This window comes from Agromyces sp. NPDC060279, assembly GCF_042726785.1.
Lineage (GTDB): Bacteria > Actinomycetota > Actinomycetes > Actinomycetales > Microbacteriaceae > Agromyces.
Genome location: NZ_JBHXBK010000003.1, coordinates 182,457 through 196,475, shown reverse-complemented (window position 1 = coordinate 196,475; position 14,019 = coordinate 182,457). Strand labels below are relative to the sequence as shown.

The following is a 14,019-nucleotide window of genomic DNA, read 5'->3' as shown; positions in this document are numbered from 1 at the left end:
ATCAGCCCGCGCGGATCGCGCCGAGTTCGCGGGCCCGCGCCACCGCGGCCGTGCGCGAACCGACGTCGAGCTTCGTGAAGATGTGCACGAGGTGGCTCTTCACCGTCGCCTCGCTGAGGAACAGCGCCCGGCCGATCTCGCGATTCGACCGGCCCTCGGCGACGAGCGTGAGCACCTCGGCTTCGCGGGCGGTGAGCCGCTGCTCGGCGCCGTCGGCGGCGGCGAGCCGAGAGGACACCGCCGGGGCGAGCGCGGTCTCGCCGGCCGCGGCGAGCCGCACCGCCGCGAGGAGCTCTTCGGGCGGCGCGTCCTTCAACAGGTAGCCGCTGGCTCCCGCTTCGATCGCGCCGAGGATGTCGGCGTCGGTGTCGTAGTTCGTGAGCACGAGCACCCGTGGCGGGTGCGGGAGGGCGCGGATGCGCCGGGTGGCTTCCGCCCCCTGCAGCTCGCCGGGGAACTGCAGGTCCATCAGCACGAGATCGACGCCGCCCTCGCCGCCCTCGCCGGCTTCACGGGCGAGGCGGACCGCCTCGGCCGCGGTGCCCGCCTCGGCGACGACGACGAGCTCGGCGTCGGCCTCGAGCATCGCCCGGATGCCGGCGCGGACGACGGGATGGTCGTCGGCGAGCATGAGGCGGATCACGACGGCACCACCGGGATGCGCACGACGACCGCGGTGCCCTCGCCGGGCGCGGACTCGACGTCGGCGGTGCCGCCGAGCCGCTCCGCCCGGCGCCGGATGGCGGGGAGCCCGAAGCCGTCGCCCGCTTCGGCTTTGCGGGGGTCGAAGCCGACGCCGTCGTCGACGACGTCGAGCGCGACCTCGTCGCCGAGGAAGCTCAGCGTGAGCTCGGCGTGCGTGGCCCTGGCGTGGCCGACGACGTTCGCGAGCGAGCCCTGGGCGATGCGGAGGAGCGTCGCCTCGACCGCCATGGGCAACGGGGCCGGCTCCCCGCTCGTCGAGAAGCTCGCGCGCACCGCCGCGCCCGATTGCTCGGCCTGCGCGTTCGCCGAGTCGACGAGGCGCTGCAGGGCGGCCGGCAGTCCGCGGCCGTCGAGCGGGGCCGGGGTGAGCTCGCGGATGAAGCGCCGAGTCTCCTGGAGGTTCTCCGCCGCCGTCTCGCGGGCGAGCTCCAGGCGCTCCCGGGTGCGCTCGTCCTGCACGTCGCGCTCGGCCGCGTGCAGCAGCATCTGGATGCTCGACAGGCCCTGCGCGACGGTGTCGTGGATCTCGCGGGCGAGCCGCTCGCGCTCGGCCTTCGTGCCCGCCTCCCGGCTGGCCGCGGCGAGCTCCTCACGGGTGGCCATGAGATCGAGGATCAGCGCTTGGCGCTCCCTCGTCTCCTGCGCCATGGCCCGATAGCCGAGTCCGATGACGATCGCGACGCCGGCGCTGATCAGCGGGCCGAGGATGCTACCCGGCTCGAAGCCGAGGTGCATCGTCGTGCTCGCGACGGAGATCGCGAAGGTGACGATCACGAGCGGCACGGCGATCGAGGCGGCGAGGACGTGCAGCTCGAGGAAGAAGAGCGGGAACGCGAGGAAGGCCGCGTCGGGGGTGAGCACGCTGAGCGCGGCCCAGAGCGCGAGCAGGCCGATGAGCCAGAGCACGCGCGCCCACACCGGCAGGTGCCGGTGCGCGGCGGCGACGCCGGCGCCGTACCAGGCGAGGAAGACGATCGCGAGCACCGTGACCGGCACCTCCAGGCCATCGTCGGCGACGAGCGCCCGGACGACGACGAAGAGGGCGAGCCCGACCACGAGCACGTGGAGTCCCGCGCGGAGCGCGATGAAGACCGGGCGCAGCGCGGAGGGCTGCACCCGCTCGTCGACGGGGGCTTCGAGCACGGCCATGATGGGCCCCAGCGTAGCCTCGGCGGCCTGACCGGGGCATCCGTCGAAAGTCGCACCCGAAGTCATGGGAGAATCGATCGATGTCTCCGAGAGCTGTGAACCCGCCGGTGCCTGCTGCCACCGACCCTGCGCTGATCCGCAATTTCTGCATCATCGCGCACATCGACCACGGCAAGTCGACCCTCGCCGACCGCATGCTGCAGATCACCGGGATCGTCTCCGACCGGGACATGCGGGCGCAGTACCTCGACCGCATGGACATCGAGCGCGAGCGCGGGATCACCATCAAGAGCCAGGCCGTGCGCATGCCGTGGGCCGTCGCCGACGAGAGCGGGCGCGACGTCGCGTACGCGCTCAACATGATCGACACCCCCGGGCACGTCGACTTCAGCTACGAGGTCTCCCGCTCGCTCGCCGCCTGCGAGGGCGCCATCCTGCTCGTCGACGCCGCGCAGGGCATCGAGGCGCAGACCCTCGCGAACCTCTACCTGGCGCTCGAGAACGACCTCGAGATCATCCCCGTGCTGAACAAGATCGACCTGCCCGCCGCGGAGCCGGAGAAGTACGCGCGCGAGCTCGCCGACCTCATCGGCGGCTCGCCCGACGACGTGATGAAGGTCTCGGGCAAGACGGGCCTCGGCGTCGAGGCGCTCCTCGACCGCGTCGTGCAGCGCATCCCCGCCCCGGTCGGTGACGCCGACGCGCCGCCGCGCGCGATGATCTTCGACTCCGTCTACGACAGCTACCGCGGCGTCGTCACCTACGTGCGCATGGTCGACGGGCAGCTGAACCCGCGCGAGCGCATCCAGATGATGTCGACGAAGGCGACCCACGAGATCCTCGAGATCGGGGTGAGCGCGCCCGAGCCCACCCCCAGCAAGGGCCTCGGCGTCGGCGAGGTCGGGTACCTGATCACCGGCGTGAAGGACGTCCGCCAGTCCAAGGTTGGCGACACGGTCACGACCGCGGTGAAGCCCGCGGCCGATGCGCTCGACGGCTACACCGAGCCGCTGCCGATGGTCTTCTCGGGGCTGTACCCGATCGACGGCAGCGACTACCCGGAGCTGCGCGAGGCGCTCGACAAGCTGAAGCTCTCGGATGCCGCGCTCGTCTACGAGCCCGAGACTTCGGTCGCCCTCGGCTTCGGCTTCCGCGCCGGCTTCCTTGGCCTCCTGCACCTCGAGATCGTCACCGAGCGGCTCCGCCGCGAGTTCGGTCTCGACATCATCGCGACCGCGCCCTCGGTGGTCTACGAGGTCACGACGGAGGACAAGAAGACCGTCACGGTGACGAACCCGAGCGAGTTCCCGACCGGCGCGAAGATCGCCGAGGTCCGCGAGCCGATGGTGAAGGCCGCGATCCTCGCGCCGAAGGACTACGTCGGCACGATCATGGAGCTGTGCCAGTCGCGCCGCGGCACCCTGCTCGGCATGGAGTACCTCGGTGAGGACCGCGTCGAGATCCGCTACGACATGCCGCTCGGCGAGATCGTGTTCGACTTCTTCGACCAGCTGAAGTCGAAGACCGCCGGCTACGCCTCGCTCGACTACGAGCCGTCCGGCGACCAGGCGGCCGACCTGGTCAAGGTCGACATCCTGCTCCAGGGCGAGCAGGTCGACGCCTTCAGCGCGATCGTGCACCGCGACAAGGCCTACGCGTACGGCGTGCTGATGACCGGGCGACTCCGCGAGCTCATCCCGCGCCAGCAGTTCGAGGTGCCGATCCAGGCGGCGATCGGCGCGCGCATCATCGCGCGCGAGTCCATCCGGGCCATGCGCAAGGACGTGCTGGCGAAGTGCTACGGCGGCGACATCAGCCGCAAGCGCAAGCTCCTCGAGAAGCAGAAGGAGCGCAAGAAGCGCATGAAGATGGTCGGGCGCGTCGAGGTCCCCCAGGAGGCGTTCATCGCCGCGCTCTCGGGAGACACCGAGTCCAAGGACTCCAAGAAGAAGTAGGGAGCGCGTCATGAAGCGACGGAGCTCGTTCACCGACCAGTCGGTGACGTACGGGGCGATCGGGGCCACCCAGGCCCCCGATCTCCTCCGCTACCCGCCGGCGGGCTACCGCCCGGCGGAGGACAGCGTGAAGATCGGCTCGGGGCGGGAGCGCTTCGAGAAGGCCGCGGAAGAACTGATGACCTGGGGCGTCCAGCGCGGCGCCGGGCTCGAGGTGCTCGACGTGACCGCCGGCACCGGCACGCAGTACACCGGCATCGCCTACGACGTCGAGGGGGCGCCCGCCGCCGGCGCCCAGCCGCACACCGAGCAGCGCTTCGCCGCCGACGGCACACCGTACCTCGCTGCGGGGATGACCGCGACGCTCCGCTCGCAGCGCCGCTTCGGGCACCACGACACGCACGTGCTCGTCGTCTACGTCATCGACGAGCCGGACCGCATCGGCTTCGCCTACGGCACGACCGCCGACGGCGAGGAGAGCGGCGAGGAGTCGTTCGTGCTCGAGCACCGCGAGGACGACAGCGTCTGGCTCACGATCCGCTCGGCGCTGCAGACGGCGGGCGGCGCCCGCGCCGTCGTGGCCCCCGCCGTGCGCCGCCGCCGCCGCGAGCTCACCCAGCGGGAGCTGCGCGCGCTGCACCCCGCCTTCGTCTGAGCCGTGGCCGGACCGCTCCCCATCGGCGATCCCGCGCCGGCGGACGGGCTGCTGCCCGCCCAGACCATCGACGGCGTCGCCGAGCGTGCGCTCGGGCTGTACGTGCACGTGCCCTTCTGCCGCGTGCGCTGCGGGTACTGCGACTTCAACACGTACACGGCGACCGAGCTGCGCGGCGTCGCGCAGGCCGACTACGCAGGACAGGCGATCGGGGAACTGCGCTTCGGCGCGGCGGCGCTCGAGGCATCCGGTCTGCCGGCCCGCGAGCTCAGCACCGTGTTCTTCGGCGGCGGCACCCCGACGCTGCTGCCCGCCGCTCAGCTCGTCGAGATGCTCGCGGCCGCACGCCGCGAGTTCGGCATCCGCCCGGGTGCCGAGGTGACCACGGAAGCGAACCCGGACTCGGTGGATGCCGCGTACCTCGCCGAGCTCCGTGACGGCGGCTTCACCCGCGTCTCGTTCGGCATGCAGTCGGCGGTGCCGAGCGTGCTCGCGACCCTGGACCGCACGCACGACCCCGCGCGGGTGCCGCTCGTCGTCGCCTGGGCGCGCGAAGCGGGGCTCGACGTCAGCCTCGACCTGATCTACTCCACGCCGGGCGAGCGCCTGGTGGACTGGCGCACGAGTCTCGAGGCCGCCATCGCCGCCGAGCCCGACCATCTGAGTGCCTACTCGCTCATCGTCGAGGACGGCACGAAGCTCGCCCGCCAGGTGCGCCGCGGCGAGCTCGCCGCCCCCGACGACGACCTCGCCGCCGACATGTACGAGCTCGCCGACGAGCTGCTCGCCGAGGCTGGCTTCGGCTGGTACGAGGTGAGCAACTGGGCTCGCGGCGAGGCGCACCGTTCGCAGCACAACCTCGGGTACTGGCGCGGCGACGACTGGTGGGGCGTCGGGCCCGGCGCGCACAGCCACGTCGGCGGCGTGCGCTGGTGGAACGCGAAGCACCCGGCCGCGTACGCCGACCGCATCGCCGCCGGCGTCTCTCCGGCGGTCGGCCGGGAGACGCTCGACGCGGCGACGCGGGAGACCGAGCGGGTGCTGCTCGGCACCCGGATCCGCGAGGGGCTCGAGATCGCCTCGCTCCCCGAGCCGGGGCGCTCGGCGATCGCCGGCCTCATCGCCGACGAGCTCGTCGAGCCGAGGGCGGCGCTCGCCGGCCGGCTGACGCTCACTCGCCGCGGACGGCTGCTCGCCGACGCCGTGGTCCGGCGTCTGCTCGGCTGAGTCGCGCGGGCTCCGATCGGGCCGGAACGCCGAATCGCCCGCCTCCGCGGGGGAGACGGGCGATTCGAGGATGCGGTGATCAGCTCACGAACTTGATCGACATCGGGTAGACGTAGGGCTGGCCCTGGTTCGCCTTGATGGCCGCGATGATGCTGAACACGATCACCACGATGGCGACGGCGAGGATCACGAAGAAGCCGATGATGACGATGGTCAGGATGCCGCCGACGATGCTCGCGATGAGCATGGTGAGCTGGAAGTTCAGCGCCGTCGCGGTGTGCGCGCGCACGAACGGGCCCTTGTCCTTCAGCAGCAGGTACCCGAGCAGCGCCGGGATGAAGCCGAAGAAGATGCCGCCGATGTGCACGAGCGTCGCCCAGAGCTTCTCGTCGGCCGGGTTGAGCGGCTGCGACTGCTGGTAGGGGCTGCCGGGCGGGGGAGCCGGCGGGCCGGGAGGCGGCGGCGTCGGCGGGGTCGGTGGGGTGGGCACGTCGGTCATGGAAGGCCTCCTGGCTGCACCGCCTGCGCGGTGGGATGGTCGGACGCCTCCATGGTGGCAGAAACGGCGCGCCGGACGGAAGGGCCCGTCCGGCGCGCCGCCGGTGCTGCTGCGGCCTGGATCGGCCGAGTTCGACTACTTGATGAGCCGGAGCGCGAAGGGGTAGCGGTAGTGCTGCCCGTCCTTCACGCGCAGGAACGCGATGATCGAGAAGACGATGGAGATCACCCAGACGGCGAGCGAGATGAGGCCGCCGATGAGGATGATCGAGAGCACGGCGCCGATGACGTAGCCGATGAGCATCGTGATCTGGAAGTTCAGGGCCTCCTTCGCCTCGACGTTGGTGAACTGGCCGCGGTCCTTGAAGACGAGCCAGATGATCAGCGAGGGCAGGAAGCCGAGGATGCCGCCGAGGTGGGCGAAGGAGGCCCACTGGATGTCCTGGTCCTGCGGGAGCGGCCCGGCTGCGGCGGCCGGCTGCGGGGGCACGGGCTGCTGGGGCGGCACGTTCGGGTCGGGCGTCTGTGCGTTGGGGTCGGTCATGGCGATGCCTTTCGGGGCTGGGGATCGGCCGCGGCTCGTACGGACCCGTTCGGGGGACGGCGCGCGGACTCGGGATCACCGTAGCGCCGCCCGTGGGGCGTCGCAATGCCCGCGGCGCAGGATGTCGCGATAGGATTGGCACTCGAAGAAGACGAGTGCCAATGGACGGGAGGTGGGGCTGATGGTCTCCGATCGAGGGCTCGCCGTGCTCCGCGCGATCGTGCAGGACTACGTCGCCTCCCGCGAGCCGGTCGGCTCGAAGACGATCGTCGAGCGGCACGCCTTCGGCGTCTCGGCCGCGACGATCCGCAACGACATGGCCCTGCTCGAAGAGGAGGAGCTGATCGCGGCCCCGCACACCTCGTCCGGGCGCATCCCCACCGACAAGGGCTACCGCGTCTTCGTCGACCAGCTGAGCGAGCTGCGGCCGCTGAGCCAGGCCCAGCGCCACGCCATCGAGACCTTCCTCGGCGAGTCGAGCGACCTCGACGAGCTCCTGGCCCGCACCGTGCGGCTGATCGCGCAGCTCACCAACCAGCTCGCCGTCGTGCAGTACCCGAGCTTCGCGAACTCGCGGGTGCGCCACGTCGAGCTCGTGGCGCTCGCGCCCGACCGGGTGCTCTGCATCCTCATCACCGACTCCGGCCAGGTCGAGCAGCGCGTCGCCGAGCTCGGCTCGCCGGTCGACGAGCAGACGCTCGCCTCGCTCCGGGCCCGCTTCAACGAACTCGCCGCCGGGCGCACCCTCGCCGAGGCCGCGCAGGCGCTCTCAGGCGAGGTGCCCGCGGTCGACCCGCGGCACGCGCAGGTGCTGCACACGCTCGCGACCACCCTCGCCGAGCAGGCCCGCGTCCAGCGCGGCGACCGCCTCGTGGTCGCCGGCGCCGCGAACCTGGTGCGCACCGAGCAGGACTTCGCCGGCTCCATCCTCGGAGTGATCGAGGCCATCGAGGAGCAGGTCGTGCTGCTGAAGCTCTTCGGCGAGATGGCGTCCGATCAGCACGGCGTCGCCGTCAGCATCGGTCGCGAGAACGCCCCCTTCGGCCTCGCCGAGACCTCGGTCGTCGCGAGCTCGTTCGCGGTGGCCGGCCGCGACGTCTCGCGGCTCGGCGTCGTCGGCCCGACCCGCATGGATTACACCACGAGCATGGCGGCGGTCCGCGCGGTCGCGCGCTATCTCTCCCGCACGCTCGGCGAGCACTGACCCGCCGCCGTCATCGACCAGCCGCACCCCGGCACCCATCGAAAGGAACCGCCCTCCGTGGCAGACCACTACGAGGTCCTCGGCGTCTCCCGCGACGCCACCCCTGACGAGATCAAGAAGGCCTACCGCCGGCTCGCCCGCGAGCTGCACCCCGACGTCAACCCGGGCGCCGAGGCGTCCGAGCGCTTCAAGGAGGTGACGCACGCCTACGACGTGCTCTCCGACCCGAAGCAGCGCCAGCAGTACGACCTCGGCGGGCAGGGCGGCTTCGGCGGCCAGGCCGGCTTCGGGGGCTTCGGCGACATCTTCGAGACCTTCTTCGGCGGCGGCCAGCAGAGCCGGGGGCCGCGCTCGCGGCGCGAACGCGGGCAGGACGCGCTGATCCGCGTGGAGCTCGGCCTCGAGGAGGTCATCTTCGGCACGCACCGCGAGCTCGAGGTCGACACCGCGGTCGTCTGCGAGACGTGCCACGGCAGCTGCTGCGCCCCGGGCACCTCGCCCGTCACGTGCGACATCTGCCACGGCACCGGGCAGATCCAGCGCACCGTGCGCTCGCTGCTCGGCAACGTCGTCACCGCGAGCCCCTGCGGCTCCTGCCGCGGCTACGGCACGATCATCGCCACGCCCTGCGTGACCTGCCAGGGGCAGGGCCGGGTCCGGGCTCGTCGCACCGTGCCGGTCGACATTCCCGCCGGCGTCGACACGGGCCTCCGGCTGCAGATGCCGGGCTCGGGCGAGGCCGGTCCCGCCGGCGGCCCGAACGGCGACCTCTACCTCGAGATGAAGGTGAAGACGCACGAGGTCTTCAGCCGCGACGGCGACGACCTGCTCTGCACGCTCGAGGTCGCGATGACCGACGCCGTGCTCGGCACCAGCGCCACGGTGCACGCCCTCGACGGCGACGTCGAGCTCGAGCTGAAGCCGGGACTGCAGTCGGGCGAGGTGCTGACCGTCAAGGACCGCGGCGTCACGCGGCTCCGCGGCAACGGTCGTGGCGACCTCCGCATCGGCGTGCACGTCGTCACCCCGACGAAGCTCTCCGGCAAGGAGCGCGAGCTCGTCGAGAAGCTGGCCGCCGCGCGCAAGCAGAAGGCGCCCGAGCTCGCGCACTTCCAGCAGGGGCTCTTCGCGAAGCTCCGCGACCGGTTCCTCGGCTGAGATGGCGAGTCTCTACCTCGACGAGGGCGCGGAGCTGACGGCGATCGGCCCCGGCGACGTCGTGCGGCTCGGCGGGCAGGAGGCGCGCCACGCCGTCCAGGTCGCCCGGGTGCGCCTCGGCGAGCGGATCGCGATCGGCGACGGGCGCGGCACGGTCGTGTCCGGCCCGGTGCTCGAGAGCGGCCAGGGCGAGCTCACGATCGAGGTCGACGAGGCCCGGCGCGAGCAGCCGGCCGACCCCGCGCTCGTGCTCGTGCAGGCCCTCGCGAAGGGCGACCGCGACGAGCTCGCCGTCCAGGCCGCCACCGAGCTCGGCGTCGACCGCATCGTGCCGTGGTCCGCGGCGCGTTCCGTGTCGCGCTGGGACGGTGCGAAGGCCGAGAAGGGGCGGCAGCGCTGGGCGACGATCGCCCGCGAGGCGAGCAAGCAGGCGATCCGCGCCTGGGTGCCGGAGGTCATGGCGGCGACGCCGACGGCGCGGCTGCCGGAACTGCTCGCCGGCACCCGCCTGCTCGTGCTCGAGCCGACCGCCGAGCAGGGCCTCGCGCAGCTGGAGCTCGACGAGCGGCCGCTCGCCCTGCTCGTGGGGCCGGAGGGCGGGGTCGCCCCCGAGGAGCTCGCCCGGCTCACCGCGGCCGGCGCCGAGCCCGTCCGCCTCGGCCCGACCGTGCTGCGCACCTCGACCGCCGGGCCCGCCGCGATCGCGCTGCTCAGCGCCCGGCTCGGGCGGTGGTGAGGCATCCGTCGCTACGATGGACCCATGACCGCCCAGGCCGCTGACCCCACCGTCTTCGAGCGCATCGCCGCGCGTGAGATCCCCGCGACGATCGTCGCCGAGACCGAACGGGTCATCGCGTTCCGGGACATCGCGCCGCAGGCGCCCGTCCACGTCGTGGTCACCCCGAAGCAGGGGCGCTACCGCGACGTCGTCGAGCTCGCCGCCGGCGACCCCGGACTCCTCGCGGAGCTCGTCGAGGTCGCGCGCGGCGTCGCCGACGAGCTGGCCGACGGCCAGTTCCGACTGATTTTCAACACCGGCGCGGGCGCGGGCCAGACCGTGTTCCACGTGCATGCGCACGTCCTCGCCGGGGGCCTCGAGGAGCGCACGCTTGCCGGCTGAGCCGATGAATGACCAGGGCGCCGACGAGCGTCCCCGCCCCGACGAAGAACTGCTGCACATCGACGGCATCGAGATGGTGCGTCTGCTCGGCCCGCAGGACCGCCTGCTCGCGCAGATCCAGCGCGAGTACCCGGGCGTCACCGTGCACGTCCGCGGCAACCAGATCTCGCTGCGCGGCGAGGAGGCCGAGCGGCTCCGCGCCCGGCGCCTCATCGAGGAGCTGCTGGCGCTCGTGCGGCAGAACCAGGACCCCACGAGGACCGAGGTGACGAGTTCGGCCCGCATCCTCGAGCAGGACCCGGGCGCGCGCCCCTCGGAGCTGCTCGGACAGGTGATCGTATCGAGCCGGGGCAAGCAGATCCGGCCGAAGACGGAGGGCCAGCGCGCCTACGTCGACGCGATCGACGAGCACACCATCGTGTTCGGCATCGGCCCGGCGGGCACCGGCAAGACCTACCTGGCGATGGCGAAGGCCGTGCAGGCGCTGCAGCGCAAGGAGGTCAGCCGCATCATCCTCACCCGGCCGGCGGTCGAGGCGGGCGAGCGGCTCGGCTTCCTGCCCGGCACGCTCACCGACAAGATCGACCCCTACCTGCGGCCGCTCTACGACGCGCTCAACGAGATGATGGACCCCGAGCTCGTGCCGAAGCTGCTCGCCTCGGGCACCGTCGAGGTGGCCCCGCTCGCCTACATGCGGGGCCGCACGCTGAACGACTCCTTCGTCGTGCTCGACGAGGCGCAGAACACCACGCCCGAGCAGATGAAGATGTTCCTCACCCGACTCGGCTTCGGCTCGAAGATGGTCGTCACGGGCGACATCACCCAGATCGACCTGCCGGGCGGGGCGTCCGGGCTGCGCATCGTCACGCGCATCCTCGACGGCATCGACGACATCGCCTTCGCGCGCCTCACGAGCGACGACGTCGTACGGCACACCCTCGTGGGCCGCATCGTCGACGCGTACACCGAGTTCGACCAGCGCCAGCAGGCGCAGCGCTACGAGCGGGCCGAGGCCCGCGAGTTCGCCAACCGCGCCGAGCGCCGCGGGCGCGTCGCGGGCGGCGGCCCCAGAGACCACCTGCCGAGAAAGGCGAAGTGAGCGAGGCATGAGCATCGAGATCAACAACGAGTCGGCGATCGAGGTCGACGAGGCCGCGATCCAGCGGCTCGCCGTCTACGCGCTCGACGCGATGCACGTGCACGTCGACGCGGAGCTCGCGATCGTGCTCGTCGACGAGGGCGCCATGGAGCAGCTGCACGTGCAGTGGATGGACGAGCCGGGCCCCACCGACGTGCTCAGCTTCCCGATGGACGAGCTGCGCCCGGGCACCGAGGACCAGCCGACCCCGCCCGGGCTCCTCGGTGACATCGTGCTGTGCCCGCAGGTCGCTGAAGCACAGGCGAAGACCGCCGGGCACACGCTGACCGACGAGCTGCTGCTGCTCACCGCGCACGGCATCCTGCACCTGCTCGGCTTCGACCACGCCGAGCCCGCCGAGGAGAAGGAGATGTTCGGCATCCAGCGCGACATCCTCGTCGGCTTCGCCATGCAGGAGCGACGTCGCTGACGATGGAACCCTGGTACTTCCTCGTCGCCGCCTTCGTGCTCGTGGCCTTCGGCGGCCTGATGGCCGCCGTCGACTCCGCGATCGCCTCGAGCTCGCGCGCCGACATCGCCGAGCTCGCCGAGGGGTCCCGGGCGAAGCGCTCGCTCGCCGCCATCGCCGAGGACACCGGCGCGCACGTCAACGCGGTGAACTTCATGCGCATCCTCGCCGAGACCACGGCGGCGGTGCTCGTGACCCTCGCCTTCGCGAGCTTCCTCGACAACCCGTGGCTCGTGCTGCTCTGGTCGGCGCTCATCATGACGGCGGTCTCGTTCGTGCTCGTCGGCGCGAGTCCGCGCAGCGTCGGGCGCGTGCACGCCCCGACGGTGCTGCGGCTCACGGCGCCGCTCGTGCACTTCCTCCGGGTGCTGCTCGGCCCGCTCGCGGGCGCGCTCGTGCAGCTCGGCAACCGGGTCACGCCCGGCCGGATCCGCTTCGCGGGCGTCTCGAGCGAGGAGCAGCTGCTCAGCATGGTCGACGAGGCGACCGAGCTCGACGTGCTCGAGGAGGGCGACCGGGAGCTCATCCACTCGATCTTCGAGTTCAACGACACCGTCGTGCGCGAGGTCATGGTGCCGCGCACCGACATGATCACGATCGACGCGACGGCGCACCTGCAGCAGGCGATGAGCGTGTTCCTGAGCGCGGGCTACTCCCGCATCCCGGTGATCGGGCTCGACTCCGACGACGTCACCGGCATCCTCTACCTCCGCGATCTCGCGAAGCTCGGCTTCGAACGACCGCTCGACGCCGAGAGCCTCACGGTCGGGCAGCTCGCCCGGCCGGCCGAGTTCGTGCCGGACTCGATGAAGGCCGACGCGCTGCTCCGGCAGATGCAGACCACCTCGAACCACCTCGCCATGGTCGTCGACGAGTACGGCGGCATCGCCGGGCTCGCCACCATGGAAGACCTGATCGAGGAGCTCGTCGGCGACATCTCCGACGAGTACGACCGCGAGACCCCCGAGGTCGAGGCGCTCGGCGACGGCCGGTACCGGGTGAGTGCGCGGCTCGCCGTCGACGAGCTCGGCGAGCTGTTCGGCCTGGAGCTCGACGACGACGACGTCGACACCGTCGGCGGCCTGCTCGCGAAGGCGCTCGGCCGTCTCCCGCAGCGCGGCGACCGCGCGTCGACGAGCGGCCTCGAGCTCGAGGCCGAGCGCACCGAGGGCCGACGACGGCGCATCTCGACCGTGCTGGTCTCGGCCGACGCGGCCCTCATCGACGCCAGGGCCGCCTTCCTCGGCGACGCAGAACAGGAGCACCACCGTGACTGAGTACCGTGCAGGATTCGTCTCCTTCGTCGGCCGGCCGAACGTCGGCAAGTCGACGCTCACGAACGCGCTCGTCGGCGAGAAGGTCGCCATCACGAGCTCGAAGCCGCAGACGACGCGCCGGGCCATCCGCGGCATCGTGCACCGGCCGCACGGCCAGCTCATCCTCGTCGACACGCCGGGGCTGCACCGGCCGCGCACCTTGCTCGGCGAGCGGCTGAACGCCCTCGTGCAGACGACGCTCGGCGATGTCGACGTGATCGCCTTCTGCGTGCCGGCGAACGAGCCGATCGGCCCCGGCGACCGCTTCATCAACGAGCAGCTCGAGCAATACCCGCGCGCGAAGAAGGTCGCGATCGTCACGAAGACCGACGCGGCCTCGAAGGCGAAGGTGGCCGAGCAGCTGCTCGCCGTCTCCGGCCTGCGGGAGTGGGACGCGATCGTGCCGGTGTCCGCCCCGCGCGGCGAGCAGTTGGAGGTGCTCGTCGACGAGCTGCTGACGCTCATGCCGGCGTCGAGCCATCCGCTGTACCCCGAGGAGACCACGACCGACGAGGACGTGACCGAGCGCATCGCCGAGTTCGTGCGCGAAGCCGCGCTCGAGGGCGTCTCCGACGAGCTGCCGCACTCGATCGCGGTGACGGTCGACGACCTCGTCGAGCGCGAGGACAAGGACCTCGTCGAGATCTACGCGAACGTCGTCGTCGAACGCGACAGCCAGAAGGGCATCATCATCGGCAAGGGCGGCGCCCGGCTGAAGGAGGTCGGGGCGGCGGCCCGGGTCGAGATCGAGCGACTGCTCGGCCGCAAGGTCTACCTCGCCCTGCACGTCAAGGTCGCGAAGGACTGGCAGCGCGACCCCAAGCAGCTCGGCCGGCTCGGATTCTGAGCTCGCGCGCGCTCGGCGGACCGGCGGATGCCGC

Annotated in this window: 15 protein-coding genes; 11 read left to right on the top strand and 4 right to left on the bottom strand. The window is 71.9% G+C overall.

Going from position 1 to position 14,019, the window contains the following annotated elements; translation table 11 throughout:
* Nucleotide 1 precedes the first annotated feature (1 nt).
* Together ACFWE1_RS12030 and ACFWE1_RS12025 are read right to left on the bottom strand one after the other, a co-directional pair.
* Complete coding sequence (locus ACFWE1_RS12030; RefSeq protein ID WP_376933670.1) at nt 2–643, bottom strand: response regulator; 642 nt, start codon at nt 641–643, stop codon at nt 2–4.
* Entirely contained in the window at nt 640–1,854 is a 1,215-nt protein-coding gene (locus ACFWE1_RS12025; protein ID WP_376933669.1) for a sensor histidine kinase, read from the bottom strand. The genes ACFWE1_RS12030 and ACFWE1_RS12025 overlap by 4 nt, the downstream gene beginning before the upstream one ends.
* A gap of 80 nt (nt 1,855–1,934) precedes the next feature.
* On the opposite strand from ACFWE1_RS12025, the gene lepA reads away from it, so the two are divergent.
* The 3 genes from lepA to hemW are packed head-to-tail and all read left to right on the top strand — an operon-like array spanning nt 1,935 to nt 5,691.
* A complete protein-coding gene (lepA, locus tag ACFWE1_RS12020) occupies nt 1,935–3,809 on the top strand; it encodes a translation elongation factor 4 (RefSeq protein ID WP_376933668.1) in 1,875 nt (624 codons plus the stop codon).
* A 10-nt stretch (nt 3,810–3,819) separates the two neighbouring features.
* Nucleotides 3,820–4,464, top strand: a complete 645-nt coding sequence (locus ACFWE1_RS12015) for a DUF1990 family protein (protein WP_376933667.1) — start codon at nt 3,820–3,822, stop codon at nt 4,462–4,464.
* 3 nt (nt 4,465–4,467) lie between these two features.
* Nucleotides 4,468–5,691 carry a radical SAM family heme chaperone HemW gene (gene hemW / locus ACFWE1_RS12010; RefSeq protein ID WP_376933666.1) on the top strand — a complete coding sequence of 408 codons (1,224 nt, stop codon included), beginning with the start codon at nt 4,468–4,470 and terminating at the stop codon, nt 5,689–5,691.
* A 79-nt stretch (nt 5,692–5,770) separates the two neighbouring features.
* On the opposite strand, the gene ACFWE1_RS12005 is transcribed toward hemW, so the two are convergent.
* Together ACFWE1_RS12005 and ACFWE1_RS12000 are read right to left on the bottom strand one after the other, a co-directional pair.
* Entirely contained in the window at nt 5,771–6,190 is a 420-nt protein-coding gene (locus tag ACFWE1_RS12005; RefSeq protein WP_376933665.1) for a DUF4870 domain-containing protein, read from the bottom strand.
* A 135-nt stretch (nt 6,191–6,325) separates the two neighbouring features.
* Nucleotides 6,326–6,733, bottom strand: coding sequence for a DUF4870 domain-containing protein (locus ACFWE1_RS12000; RefSeq protein ID WP_243568492.1), 408 nt, complete (start codon nt 6,731–6,733; stop codon nt 6,326–6,328).
* Nucleotides 6,734–6,914: 181 nt separating this feature from the next.
* Between ACFWE1_RS12000 and hrcA the strand changes: the two genes are divergently transcribed.
* From hrcA to era, 8 genes are read left to right on the top strand one after another with little or no spacing between them, the layout of a single operon-like run.
* Nucleotides 6,915–7,937, top strand: a complete 1,023-nt coding sequence (gene hrcA, locus ACFWE1_RS11995; protein WP_376933664.1) for a heat-inducible transcriptional repressor HrcA — start codon at nt 6,915–6,917, stop codon at nt 7,935–7,937.
* Nucleotides 7,938–7,994: 57 nt separating this feature from the next.
* A complete protein-coding gene (gene dnaJ / locus ACFWE1_RS11990; RefSeq protein WP_376933663.1) occupies nt 7,995–9,095 on the top strand; it encodes a molecular chaperone DnaJ in 1,101 nt (366 codons plus the stop codon).
* A gap of 1 nt (nt 9,096) precedes the next feature.
* Nucleotides 9,097–9,831 (top strand): 16S rRNA (uracil(1498)-N(3))-methyltransferase, encoded by a 735-nt coding sequence (locus ACFWE1_RS11985; protein WP_376933662.1) that lies wholly within the window; start codon nt 9,097–9,099, stop codon nt 9,829–9,831.
* A 24-nt stretch (nt 9,832–9,855) separates the two neighbouring features.
* Nucleotides 9,856–10,215 (top strand): histidine triad nucleotide-binding protein, encoded by a 360-nt coding sequence (locus ACFWE1_RS11980; protein WP_189086477.1) that lies wholly within the window; start codon nt 9,856–9,858, stop codon nt 10,213–10,215.
* Between the two features lie 4 nt (nt 10,216–10,219).
* Nucleotides 10,220–11,314, top strand: a complete 1,095-nt coding sequence (locus ACFWE1_RS11975) for a PhoH family protein (RefSeq protein WP_376933661.1) — start codon at nt 10,220–10,222, stop codon at nt 11,312–11,314.
* Nucleotides 11,315–11,321: 7 nt separating this feature from the next.
* Nucleotides 11,322–11,783: an rRNA maturation RNase YbeY gene (gene ybeY / locus ACFWE1_RS11970; protein ID WP_243568487.1), complete on the top strand. Its 462-nt coding sequence runs from the start codon at nt 11,322–11,324 to the stop codon at nt 11,781–11,783.
* Nucleotides 11,784–11,785: 2 nt separating this feature from the next.
* A complete protein-coding gene (locus ACFWE1_RS11965; RefSeq protein ID WP_376933660.1) occupies nt 11,786–13,099 on the top strand; it encodes a hemolysin family protein in 1,314 nt (437 codons plus the stop codon).
* Nucleotides 13,092–13,985 carry a GTPase Era gene (gene era / locus ACFWE1_RS11960; RefSeq protein WP_376933659.1) on the top strand — a complete coding sequence of 298 codons (894 nt, stop codon included), beginning with the start codon at nt 13,092–13,094 and terminating at the stop codon, nt 13,983–13,985. The genes ACFWE1_RS11965 and era overlap by 8 nt, the downstream gene beginning before the upstream one ends.
* The last annotated feature ends 34 nt before the right edge of the window (nt 13,986–14,019 follow it).

What these genes read in the sequence shown, in the direction of transcription:
- ACFWE1_RS12025 (WP_376933669.1), bottom strand. Translation starts at nt 1,854, where the DNA reads ATGGCCGTGCTCGAAGCCCCCGTCGACGAGCGGGTGCAGCCCTCCGCG.
- lepA (WP_376933668.1), top strand. Translation starts at nt 1,935, where the DNA reads ATGTCTCCGAGAGCTGTGAACCCGCCGGTGCCTGCTGCCACCGACCCT.
- ACFWE1_RS12015 (WP_376933667.1), top strand. Translation starts at nt 3,820, where the DNA reads ATGAAGCGACGGAGCTCGTTCACCGACCAGTCGGTGACGTACGGGGCG.
- ACFWE1_RS12005 (WP_376933665.1), bottom strand. Translation starts at nt 6,190, where the DNA reads ATGACCGACGTGCCCACCCCACCGACCCCGCCGACGCCGCCGCCTCCC.
- ACFWE1_RS12000 (WP_243568492.1), bottom strand. Translation starts at nt 6,733, where the DNA reads ATGACCGACCCCAACGCACAGACGCCCGACCCGAACGTGCCGCCCCAG.
- hrcA (WP_376933664.1), top strand. Translation starts at nt 6,915, where the DNA reads ATGGTCTCCGATCGAGGGCTCGCCGTGCTCCGCGCGATCGTGCAGGAC.
- ACFWE1_RS11985 (WP_376933662.1), top strand. Translation starts at nt 9,097, where the DNA reads ATGGCGAGTCTCTACCTCGACGAGGGCGCGGAGCTGACGGCGATCGGC.
- ACFWE1_RS11980 (WP_189086477.1), top strand. Translation starts at nt 9,856, where the DNA reads ATGACCGCCCAGGCCGCTGACCCCACCGTCTTCGAGCGCATCGCCGCG.
- ACFWE1_RS11975 (WP_376933661.1), top strand. Translation starts at nt 10,220, where the DNA reads ATGAATGACCAGGGCGCCGACGAGCGTCCCCGCCCCGACGAAGAACTG.
- ybeY (WP_243568487.1), top strand. Translation starts at nt 11,322, where the DNA reads ATGAGCATCGAGATCAACAACGAGTCGGCGATCGAGGTCGACGAGGCC.
- ACFWE1_RS11965 (WP_376933660.1), top strand. Translation starts at nt 11,786, where the DNA reads ATGGAACCCTGGTACTTCCTCGTCGCCGCCTTCGTGCTCGTGGCCTTC.